Origin of the sequence: Carnobacterium iners (assembly GCF_900177385.1) — a bacterium.
GTDB classification, from domain to species: domain Bacteria; phylum Bacillota; class Bacilli; order Lactobacillales; family Carnobacteriaceae; genus Carnobacterium_A; species Carnobacterium_A iners.
Window position 1 is genome coordinate 1,579,143 of sequence record NZ_FXBJ01000002.1, and the last position, 12,627, is coordinate 1,591,769.

Below are 12,627 nucleotides of genomic sequence, written 5' to 3' on the forward strand. Positions count from 1 at the left end.
TTGAAAATCAATAAAAGGAGTGTCTGAAAAAATGAAACAAAAAATGCTTGTTTTTCTCTTATCTTCAATGTTTCGTTTTTTCTCATTCTTACCTGTACTACCCAATCTCTATGTATTTGAATCACAATATGGTGGAAGATTTGACGATAATCCAAAAGCTATTTACGATTGTTTAAAAAAAGAAAATAAGCCTGAAAATAAATTATTTTGGAGCATACGTTATCGAGATCGGAAAATAGTTGGAAATGAAGATGTGAATGTCTTGTATCGTTTTTCAATTCGTTGGTTATATTATATGGCCCGTGCTAATTTCTGGATTGTTAATGCTCGTATGCCACAGTGGCTTAAAAAGAGGGAAGAAACGAAATACGTTCAGACTTGGCATGGAACCCCATTAAAGAAATTAGCTTTAGATATGGATACATTCAGTATGCCAGGCTCAAATTTAGAAACATATAAAACTAATTTTTTAGCTGAAACAAAAAAATGGGATTATTTGGTTGCGCCTAATCAATATTCTGAAAAAATTTTCAGATCCTGTTTCGCATTTGAAAAATCGTTTATTGAAAGTGGTTATCCTCGAAATGACGTTTTATATCAGAAGAACAATCCGACAGATATCAATGAAATAAAAAAGCGTTTAGATTTACCATTGGATAAAAAAGTTATTCTTTATGCTCCAACATGGCGTGATGATTATTATATTTCTCAAGGTAAGTATAAATTTTATGTTCCTTTTAATATTGAAAAGTTAATCGAAATCTTAGATGATAAAGCTGTATTTATCTTCAGAGCTCATTATCTAGTTGCTGACAGTTTAAGTGAGTTAGCAGATAAACCGAATATTTACAATTTTTCTAAAAATGAAGATATTAGCGACTTGTATTTAGTATCTGATCTTTTAATAACGGACTATTCTTCGGTATTTTTTGATTATGCAAACCTTAAAAGATCGATGTTGTTTTATGCTTATGATTTTGAACATTATCGAGATAACTTAAGAGGTTTTTACTTTGATTTAGAGAATGATGCTCCTGGCCCGTTTGTAACAAAAGAAGAAGAATTTCATGACTATCTTTGTGAGTTTATTAAAGAGAATGATATTAAAGAATCCGATGAGAAACTCGCTGAATTTGGAAATAAATTTTGTGCTTGGGAAGATGGCAAAGCAGCTAAAAAAATAATAGAAGTAATTCAAAAATAATAAGTTTGATTATAACAATCAAAAAAAGATAAATAAAAAACCATCTCTAAAAAAATGGCGATGTTTTATTATTTAAATTTAGAAAGAAATGAGTGAATAGATATTGGACTTGAAAAAAATAACAGAAATCAGTAAATTTTATCTTAGCCCTTTAAAAGAGCAGTTAACAAATAAAAAAGTAAAGTTAAGAAGTACGTATATTCAAATGATAGATCAAAAAAAGGTTGTTACTGATACTTTCTTGCTAGAATCTTATCATGCTGTGAGCTTAACAGGGAACGTGTTTGCTTTATTCACTCAACTAGTAAAAGAAGAAAAACTAAAACAAGCAAACTTTTATTGGGCTACTGTAGATTTAAAGAATCCTATGATCCAAAAGATAAAAAATGATTATCCAGAATATACCAATATTCATTTTGTAGAATACGAAAGCAAAAAATATTTTGAATTGTTAGCAACATGTGAGTATCTGATAAATGATACTTCATTTATGCCATATTTTGTTAAGCGTAAAGAACAGATTTACATCAATACTTGGCATGGTACACCTCTAAAAACATTAGGGCTAGATATTAAAATGGGTAATATTACTGCTCATAAAAATATTCAGCGTAATTTGTTGCATACCGATTATTTATTTATGCCTAATAGATTTACTGCAGATCGTTTGATTAAATCGAATGATTTAGATGGTATACTTGATAGCAAGGTTTTTCTTACAGGGAACCCAAGAGTTGATTTAACCTTAAGTAAAAAGAAAGAAGAAATTATAAAACTATTAAACTTACCTACTGACAAAAAATTAGTTCTTTACGCTCCTACATGGAAAAAAAGCTTAGCAGAAACAACAGAAGATGATATCTTAACATTACTTAAAGAAGTACGAGAAATACAAAAAGCATTAGGAAATCGGTACAAAGTTTTATTGAAAACTCATTATTTCATCTATTCATATTTTGTTGAACATAATTATGAAAAAGAAATTATACCAAACTGGGTTGATACAAATCAGTTGTTGACTTGTATCGATAAATTGATCACAGATTATTCTAGTATTTTTTTCGATTTTTTACCAACAAAAAAACCAATTTATTTTTATATCCCAGATAAAGAAGTTTATGAAGAAACGCGAGGCTTTTATTTAGATTTAGAGCAACTACCAGGCAATTTAAGTACTACATTTGATGAATTACGTGAATCTCTTATAATTGAAGACGAGGAATATGAAAAATTGAATGAAGTAAAATATCTGAATTACCTAGAGACATTTTGTTCTTATGATGATGGGCAATCAAGGAAAAGAGCGGTAGATATCATTATTCATAATAATTCTATGAATAATGAAAGAATCAACTACTTATCAAATAAAAAGAAAATAATTTTTTATTGTGGTGGTTTTTTCAACAATGGCATTACAATGACTGCTATTAATCTTTCTAAAATGATTGATTATGATAAATATGACGTAATATTTATGGATACAGATAGAGTAAGAGAAGAAAAATACAATAATATACTGAAAGTTGACAAAAGAGTTCATTTTATATACACATTTGGAGCAATGAATAGAGGTTATTTTAACACTATTCGTCAAAATTTATTGTTTAGACAAGGTCTGGATTCTAAATATTTAAATAAAGACAAATTAAAACAACATTTAAATCATGAATTTAATCGTATAACTGGAAAATTACCATTAGATATTGCTATTGATTTCGGTGGTTATAATAAAATGTTTACGGCATTGTTTGCTTTCTCAGATGTACCAATAAAAGTGAATTATCTCCATGCTATAATGATGGAAGAGTATAACAAAGTTATTGGAAATAAGTTCAAGCATAAATGGAATTTAAAAGTAATATTTAGCTTATATCGTTATTTTGACAAGGTAATTTCTGTTTCAGAAAGCGCGAATAATCAGAATAAAAAGGATTTAGCACGTTATATACCTGACTATGAAGTGAAAATGGACTATGTAAATAACCCAATTAATGGTGATGCAATTTTAGAAGATATCCATTTAAATACACAATTGAATAATGGTAAAGATATCTATAGCTCATCAGATCAAAGTAACAGAACGGTATTTTTTGAAAAGAATGATAAGGAAACTGGAATTGTGACATTAAAAGGATTTATTTCTCCAGATAAAAACAACATAAATTTTGTGAACGTTGGTAGACTATCACCTGAAAAAAATCAGATATCACTAATAGAAGCTTTTTCAAAATTAGTAGAAGATAACAGTAACTGTCACTTATATATACTTGGTAGCGGTCCAATGAAAGTTGAAATAAGAAATAAAATAATTGAAACAAGAATGGAAAAGCACATCCATTTGCTTGGACACTTGGAAAATCCATCTATGTTTGTTAATTTATGTGATTGTTTTATTTTAACATCACATTATGAAGGTCAAGGTATAGTGCTTCTTGAAGCTATGATAATAGGTAAGCCAATTATAGGCACAGATGTACCAGGTATTCATAGTGTCTTAGAAAATACAAATGGTTTATTAATTAATGATTCAATAGATGGTATTTATCAAGGGATGAAAGATTTCGTTAACGGTAAAGTGATTGCTGAAGAATTTGATTATTATTCGTATAACAAAGAAGCTCTTGGTGACTTTTACAAAAAAGTATGTGAAGATTTATTATAAATTTTCAGAAAAATAATGACTTGATTTAAACGGGGATTTTGAATTAAGGTTAATGATTAGATTTAAAAAATCAGTTATTAAAAGATTATTTTTACTTTGAAATACAAGGTCTTACGATAGAGTATTTAAAAAATAAGTTCTTTCCAGTGATAAGGCATCTAAGCTTATTATTTAAAGGGAGAATTTATTTTTTTTATTATAAATTATAGGAATAAATAAATTGTAAGCGTAAAATGAAAAGGTATATTCCACTTAAGTAATATTCCATTTATACTTCTATTATCAAGATATTGTTCCAATTCATTTAGACCATCTAAATGAATCTATTAAAAAAGAAAAAATTGAACGGGTAGTTAAAATACATTTACCAGATAGAAACCTCACGGTTTCTATTCATAACGGGATTAATAATTGCATTCTTTACGCTCTACTCAAGGAGTTGTAAACGATGATTGTAGATTATACAAAAGTTCAATTTATTTATATTGTCTGTGGTAAAACAGATATGCGGAAATCAATTGATGGATGAGCTGCTTTAATACAGGATCAATTTGATTTAGACGTATTTGGTAATTATCTTTTTATTTTTTGTGGTGGAAGCCGTAATAAATACAATGCGTTACATTGGGATGGAGATGGGTTTATTCTTTTGTATAAACGATTAAAAAGTGGAGTAATCCAAGTAATTCAATGGCCAAGGTCGAGAGAGGATCTTCGAATGGTTTCTCAACAGGAACTACGCTGGCTTTTGGAAGGTTTATCTATTGAGCAGCCTAAAGCGATAAAAAAAGCAAAAACTGGATACTTCCATTAAATGATATAATAAGGAAGGAAGTTATTCTAGAAATGAGGTGAGCAGAATGTCAAAACTTGAAGATTTACTGGTTAAACAGTTAGAACAAAGCAATCAACAAAACGAACAGTTAATGGAACAGCTAGAACTATTAACTGAACAAGTTAAGTTTTTAACTCAAAAATTATATGGTCGTTCAAGTGAAAAAACTTCTGCTACCAGCGAAAACCAGTTAAATCTCTTTACAGACGACGACCTAAATCTATTTAATGAATCAGAAGTTGAATCTGATAAATCAGCTCCAGAACCAAAAAATGAAGACGATATCCAACCTATAAAAAAAAAAAAAGGCCATAAAGCTGAAATGATTAAACATCTACCCATCCAAGAAATTCAGTGCCTGTTGCATGAAAAGGATAGTCAGTGTATCTGGTGCAACTCTGAACTTCGACCTATTGGTCGTGAATATGTGCGAGAAGAAGTAGAATTTATTCCTGCCCATCTAAAAGTAAAGAAATTTTATCGGTATTCTTATGAATGCCCATCATGTAAAAAAGATGGGGAAGATGTTATTGTAAAAGCAAAAACACCAAATCCTGTTATTTCAAAAAGTCTTGCTTCGCCTAGTTCTGTAGCTTGGTTACTCTACCAAAAATTTGAGCTATCCTTGCCTTTCTATCGTCAAGAAAAAGAATGGCAAAGCTACGGTATTACATTAAATCGTGCAACGATGGCTAATTGGGTTATTAAATCTGCAGATCTTTGGTTGAAACCTATTTTTAATATTTTGCATCAGGAATTATTTAAAGCCACTTGTATTTTTGCAGATGAGACTCCTATGCAGGTACTTCATGAGCCAGGTAAGTTGGCTACATCTAAATCTTACATGTGGTTGTACCGTACAAGTGCGAACTCAGATAAACCTACGGTTCTATATGAATACTCACCAACTCGTTCAGGAAGTAACGCCCAACAGTTTTTGAGTGGATTTAGCGGGTATCTGCATTGCGATGGATACGATGGTTATAATAAAGTACAATCCATCACACGAGTTGGTTGTTGGGCACATGTGAGAAGGAAATTTCACGATGGTATTTCAAAAGTAGCCATTATCAAAAAATCTCAGTGTGAAATTGGACAGGATTATTGCGATAAACTCTTCAAAATAGAAAGAGATATCGTACACCTTATTCCTACAGAGAAGCTTAAAATGCGTAAAGAATTAGCCACTCCTATATTGAATCAGTTTTGGTATTGGGTTGAACAAACAAACGCATTAAAGAACTCTGTCTTAGGAAAGGCGTTAACGTATGCTAAAAATCAAAAAAAATACTTGATGAACTATTTACTTAACGGAGAATGTCATCTTTCCAATAATTTAGCGGAAAGAAGTATTCGGCCATTTGTAGTAGGACGAAAAGCATGGAACTTTTCCTCGAGCACCAAGGGTGCAACTTCGAGTGGGATCGCTTATAGTATTATTCAGACAGCACTAGAAAATAATTTAAATGCTTATGACTATCTAAAGTACTTATTTGAGGAGTTACCGAATATTCCATTTGAGGAGCAACCTGAGATACTGGAGGGTTATTTACCATGGAATAATGAAATTCAATTAAAGTTTAAAAAATAAGTCTTGCTATAATTATAGCAAGACTTATTTATCGTTACAATATACCTGGTTACTTTGCGCTTACTATCAAACAAGGTTCCTAAATATAGTTTATAAAAGTATAGATTTAATCATTTTTTTTCGCTATACTAAAATGGTGATTTAAAAGTGAATATCGATAAAGGAGGATAAATGTTTTGAAAGTGAGTAAGAATTTTTTTGGGAAAGTTATAATATTAGCCATGGTAGGTACTTTAGTTGGGCCTAGTTTTTTAAGTACTACTGTGTCTGCTGTAGAAAACAATAATATAGAAACCTCAGTAAGTACATATAATTTAAATGCAACTCCGATTTCAAAAAAAACGGCCTTCATTAATGCTACATCTGCTTATGCAACTTCTGTAGCGAACGAATATGGTATCTATCCATCTGTTATGCTTGCACAGGCAGCATTAGAAAGCGATTGGGGAACGAGCATGTTAGCGTATAACCCTAATTTTAATTACTTTGGAATAAAAGGCAGTTATAATAATAATTTTTTCACTAAATACACAAGAGAATACAGTGAAAAAGATGGTTGGACTATAATAAAAGCAAACTTCAAAAAATATCTTTCGGTTAATTCAGCGTTCATAGATTACGCGGATAAACTAACAAAAGGGCCTGGTTGGGATAACGAAAACGGTTCATGGGATAAAAATTTTTATAGTGGTACTTGGAGAATAAATGCAGATACTTATAAAGATGCTACTAAATCATTATTAAATAAATATGCTACTGATCCTAATTACAATACCAAATTAGATGCGATTATCGAGACTTATAATTTAACTCGTTTTGATAAAATGACATCAATTGATTTAAATACGATTAATTTGGAAGCTAGTTTGGCTGGAATAAACTATGATGAAGTTATTTCGACTACTGATGTGAAAGACTATTCAATGCACATAAATAGTCAATCTGAAGGGATTTATACTGCTCCCAAAGATACAGAAAATTCTAAAATACTTTCTACAACTATGGAGTACTTAAATAGAAAAGTGTTTGTTAAAGAAGAAAAGAAAACAAAAAATGGTTCAACTTGGGCTTATATTACATTAGATGGAAAAGAGCTTGGTTGGATTGATATAAAAGGTTTAACGAGTTTTGATGTAACTTTATCAGAAAAGAACATTAATTACACAGCTAAGATCACTCGTAAAACGGACGGCATTAATACATTGCCGTATGGATTAGAAGGGTCCAAACTGGTCGTCATGTCATCAGGCTATTATGGCAAGGACGTAACCATTACCAAAGAAATGGTTACCACGCGAGCAACGTGGTCTTATATTAAAGATCTCGGATGGATTGACAAAAAAGGCTTAGATATTGAAAAAATAACAGCCGTTGAGGATACATCTTATTATAAAAGAATTGGTCGTAAAACTGATGGCATTAATACCCAACCGTGGGGGACAGAAGGATTTGCATTAAACTATTTGTCTTCTAACTTTTTTGGGAAACAAGTAAAAGTAATCAAAGAAGCTACAACCCGTCGTTCAACTTGGGCCTATATTACATTAGATGGAAAAGAGCTTGGTTGGATTGATATAAAAGGTTTAACGAGTTCTGATGTAACTTTATCAGAAAAAAACATCGATTATACGGCTAAGATCACTCGTAAAACGGACGGCATTAATACATTGCCATATGGGTTAGAAGGGTCCTTGCTAGTATCCATGTCATCAGGCTATTATGGCAAAGACGTAACCATTACCAAAGAAATGGTTACCACGCGAGCAACGTGGTCTTATATTAAAGATCTCGGATGGATTGACAAAAAAGGCTTAGATATTGAAAAGATAACAGCCGTAAAGGATACGTCTTATTATAAAAGAATTGGTCGTAAAACCGATGGAATTAATACCCAACCGTGGGGGACAGAAGGATTTGCATTAAACTATTTGTCTTCTAACTTTTTTGGGAAACAAGTAAAAGTAATCAAAGAAGCTACAACCCGTCGTTCAACTTGGGCCTATATTACATTAGATGGAAAAGAGCTTGGTTGGATTGATATAAAAGGTTTAACGAGTTCTGATGTAACTTTATCAGAAAAAAACATCGATTATACGGCTAAGATCACTCGTAAAACGGACGGCATTAATACATTGCCATATGGGTTAGAAGGGTCCTTGCTAGTATCCATGTCATCAGGCTATTATGGCAAAGACGTAACCATTACCAAAGAAATGGTTACCACGCGAGCAACGTGGTCTTATATTAAAGATCTCGGATGGATTGACAAAAAAGGCTTAGATATTGAAAAGATAACAGCCGTAAAGGATACGTCTTATTATAAAAGAATTGGTCGTAAAACCGATGGAATTAATACCCAACCGTGGGGGACAGAAGGATTTGCATTAAACTATTTGTCTTCCAACTTTTTTGGGAAACAAGTAAAAGTAATCAAAGAAGCTACAACCCGTCGTTCAACTTGGGCTTATATTACATTAGATGGAAAAGAGCTTGGCTGGATTGATATAAAAGGTTTAACGAGTTCTGATGTAACTTTATCAGAAAAAAACATCGATTATACGGCTAAGATCACTCGTAAAACGGACGGCATTAATACATTGCCATATGGGTTAGAAGGGTCCTTGCTAGTATCCATGTCATCAGGCTATTATGGCAAAGACGTAACCATTACCAAAGAAATGGTTACCACGCGAGCAACGTGGTCTTATATTAAAGATCTCGGATGGATTGACAAAAAAGGCTTAGATATTGAAAAGATAACAGCCGTAAAGGATACGTCTTATTATAAAAGAATTGGTCGTAAAACCGATGGAATTAATACCCAACCGTGGGGGACAGAAGGATTTGCATTAAACTATTTGTCTTCCAACTTTTTTGGGAAACAAGTAAAAGTAATCAAAGAAGCTACAACCCGTCGTTCAACTTGGGCTTATATTACATTAGATGGAAAAGAGCTTGGCTGGATTGATATAAAAGGTTTAACGAGTTCTGATGTAACTTTATCAGAAAAGAACATTAATTATACAGCTAAGATCACTCGTAAAACGGACGGCATTAATACATTGCCATATGGGTTAGAAGGGTCCTTGCTAGTATCCATGTCATCAGACTATTATGGTGAAAACATAACGGTTGCCAAAGAAATGGTCACTACTCGAGCAACATGGGCACTCATTTATTTTGAAGGTAAAAATTTAGGATGGGTTGATAAAAGAGGATTAAACAGAATTGATTTATTTAAAAATGTTGTTGTTCTTGACCCGGGTCATGGAGGAACGGATCCTGGGGCACGAGCTGGTGGGATTAATGAAAAAGACTTGAATCTTACTGTTGCAAAAAAAGTGGAATTAAAGTTAGAGCAAGCTGGTTACGAAGTGGTCATGACTAGATCAACAGATAAATTTCTGGAACTATCTGAAAGAGCTGCTACTGCAAACAGAGCGAATCCAGATATTTTTGTTAGTATTCATACGAATTCTTTCAATACATTAGTCTATGGTATAGAAACTTTTTCTTACAATAAAAATGGTGATCCCAATAATATCTTGAAAGCAAATGATCCTTCTAGATTATTGAATAGTTCGCTATTATCTCAGAATATCCAAAATTCGCTTATTAGTAATACCAACGCATTTAATCGTGGAGCAAAAAAAGCTAATTTTCATGTTGTAAGAGAAACTTGGATGCCAGCTGTATTAGTTGAGATTGGATTCGTTGATAATACAACCGAGAGAAATAAGTTGGTAACAAATACGTATCAAGAAAAAATTGCAACAGGTATTGTTGGAGGTATTCAAACTTATTTTAAAAATATTAATTAATTGTTTTGTTTAAAATTTAAATAAAATATGATAGAAACCCTGACATATAAAGATTTGATTGTATAATAAAAAGACTAAGATTAGTAGTGTAATATCCACCATCGTGGGTATTACACTACTAATCTTTTTATATATCTTAGAATATAAATAGAAAACAAGTGAGTTCTCCTGTAAAATGATAGTCGACGAAAATTTACCACTAGGAGGAATTCACTTGCCTACTTTGATATGTTAAAAGTACTAGATGGTTAAGATGTAAAGATTTATTTTAACGACCATTTCGTTAAATATGCTAACATAAAGAAAAACTGACATATACGCCGACGGAGTGTCCAAAATGCCAAGTATCAAATAAAAACAATTGTTTTATTACGAATACAGTCAAAGTTCATGTTAATATGAAACCGAAGGTTAAAAGAAAATATGATAGAAAAAAATCTGTATCAAGGACGACTAATACCAGATATGTTGCAGGCTCAATAAAATGAACAGTTGAAGACTATTAATTCTCACTACCATCATTTGACATTATAACCAAAATAGTACTATTAATATTTTGATTATATTATTTGCAATATCTGTTAAAATATACTTTATATCTATATTTTTCTATTTTTAATTGAAGAAGGGAACAATCCTCTAATGGAAAAAAATCAAAAAGTAACTGTATTAGATATAGATTTTGATAATGTAACACAAGATGATCTGGTAGATCAGTTAAATCAATGTATTCATTCAAAACAGAAAATATTTGTGGTCACAGCAAATCCAGAAATTGTTATGTATGCAAATCAGAATCCTGACTATATGGATATACTAAGAAAAGCAGACTATATTACCGCAGATGGGATTGGTATTGTAAAAGGTGCGCGTATATTAGGAACACCGATAGTGGAAAGAGTTGCCGGATATGATTTGATGCTTGAATTATTAAAAAAGGCAGATCAATTTAAATACAGTATGTATTTAGTAGGAGCAAAAGAAGAGGTAATAGTAAAAGCTGTTAAAAAAATTAAGAAAGAGTACCCAAATATTACCTTAAAAGGCTATCATAATGGGTATTTTAAACTGTCAGATAAGGAAGTTATGGGCAAAGTGTTGCAAGCGCAAACTGATATTGTATTTGTAGGATTAGGTTTTCCAAAGCAAGAAAAGTGGATTCAAAATTATTTGGACCAAGCACCTAAAGGATTAGTAATGGGAGTGGGCGGATCTTTTGATGCTTTTACTGGGACGGTTAAGAGAGCTCCTAAATTTATTATTAAATTGAACTTAGAATGGTTTTATCGATTAATTAAACAACCCACACGATTTAAAAGAATGTTAATGATTCCAAAGTTTTTAATTGCAATTTATAAAGAAAAAAGAAAGAATATCTAATTTAAAAACAATATATATTTTATTAGTATCGTTATTGCAAAAATGAATTGAAAAATTCTGAACTACTGGTACAATAAAGTGATAGCAATTTGTAAGAAATAAATAAAGAAACAGTAGGAGGAATGATTCATGGCTGAGTCACGCTCAAGAGTGAGAAAGAATTCAAATAAAAGTCCCCAAAAAAAGAAAAAAGGACTAAAAATTGGATTATTAATACTAGTTGTTTTATTGACTGTTTTTGGGTTGTACATCTGGAAAGTGTACAGTGATGTTACTGGGACAACTGAAAAGATTTATAAAAATGTTGACGACAAAGAAGAAGTGAGAAATAGTCCTGTTAATATTGACAAGAGTGACTCATTCTCAGTCTTGATGTTAGGTGTAGATACAGGAGATTTAGGACGAACAGAACAAGGGCGTTCAGATACAATGATGGTGATGACCATTAACCCTAGAACCAATACGTCTAAGATTGTCAGCATTCCTCGTGACACCTATACAGAAATTGTAGGCAAAGGCACAATGGATAAAATCAACCATGCTTATGCTTTTGGTGGAACAGCGATGGCAATGAATACGGTACAAAAATTATTGGATATTCCGATTGATTATTATGTAGAAGTCAATATGCAAGGGGTTCAAGATCTTGTTGATACGGTTGGTGGTGTTAACGTTACAAGTCCATTAACATTTGATTACGATGGCTATTCATTTATCGAAGGCCAAACAAAGACTCTTGGTGGAGCGGAAGCTTTAGCTTTTTCTAGAATGCGTTATGAAGATCCTGAAGGGGATTATGGCCGTCAAAAAAGACAACGCCAAGTTCTTGAAGCAATCGTTAAAAAAGCTGCGACTTTCTCTACCATTACGAATTACAAAGACGTCTTAGGCACGATGGAAAACAACTTGCAAACTAATTTAGCATTTGAAGATATGGTTGATATTTTTAGCAAATATCGTTCAGCTACGAGTAATATCGAACAAATCCAACTAGAAGGTACAGGGATTATGTTAGATAATATTTCTTACCAACAGGTTTCTGAAGAAGAATTAAATCGTGTCTCTACACTACTAAAAGAACAACTTGAAATAGATTAAAAATGAAGAAGAGGCAACTTTTTTATGAAGGGTTGT

7 protein-coding genes are annotated in these 12,627 nt (G+C 31.8%); all 7 read left to right on the top strand.

From position 1 onward, the window contains the following. The first annotated feature begins 31 nt into the window (after window positions 1-31). Window positions 32-1,204, top strand: a complete 1,173-nt coding sequence (locus B9Y54_RS07600) for a CDP-glycerol glycerophosphotransferase family protein (RefSeq protein WP_085559701.1) — start codon at window positions 32-34, stop codon at window positions 1,202-1,204. Between the two features lie 103 nt (window positions 1,205-1,307). Beyond that, window positions 1,308-3,866: a glycosyltransferase gene (locus tag B9Y54_RS07605; protein ID WP_085559702.1), complete on the top strand. Its 2,559-nt coding sequence runs from the start codon at window positions 1,308-1,310 to the stop codon at window positions 3,864-3,866. A 538-nt stretch (window positions 3,867-4,404) separates the two neighbouring features. Continuing rightward, window positions 4,405-4,680, top strand: a complete 276-nt coding sequence (gene tnpB / locus B9Y54_RS13200; RefSeq protein WP_085559703.1) for an IS66 family insertion sequence element accessory protein TnpB — start codon at window positions 4,405-4,407, stop codon at window positions 4,678-4,680. A gap of 46 nt (window positions 4,681-4,726) precedes the next feature. Beyond that, window positions 4,727-6,292 (top strand): IS66 family transposase, encoded by a 1,566-nt coding sequence (gene tnpC / locus B9Y54_RS07615; RefSeq protein ID WP_085559704.1) that lies wholly within the window; start codon window positions 4,727-4,729, stop codon window positions 6,290-6,292. A 182-nt stretch (window positions 6,293-6,474) separates the two neighbouring features. Continuing rightward, window positions 6,475-10,113 carry a GW dipeptide domain-containing protein gene (locus B9Y54_RS07620; protein ID WP_159446070.1) on the top strand — a complete coding sequence of 1,213 codons (3,639 nt, stop codon included), beginning with the start codon at window positions 6,475-6,477 and terminating at the stop codon, window positions 10,111-10,113. Window positions 10,114-10,755: 642 nt separating this feature from the next. Continuing rightward, entirely contained in the window at window positions 10,756-11,493 is a 738-nt protein-coding gene (locus B9Y54_RS07625; RefSeq protein ID WP_085559706.1) for a WecB/TagA/CpsF family glycosyltransferase, read from the top strand. Window positions 11,494-11,622: 129 nt separating this feature from the next. After that, window positions 11,623-12,591: an LCP family glycopolymer transferase gene (locus B9Y54_RS07630; protein WP_085559707.1), complete on the top strand. Its 969-nt coding sequence runs from the start codon at window positions 11,623-11,625 to the stop codon at window positions 12,589-12,591. Window positions 12,592-12,627: the final 36 nt, after the last annotated feature.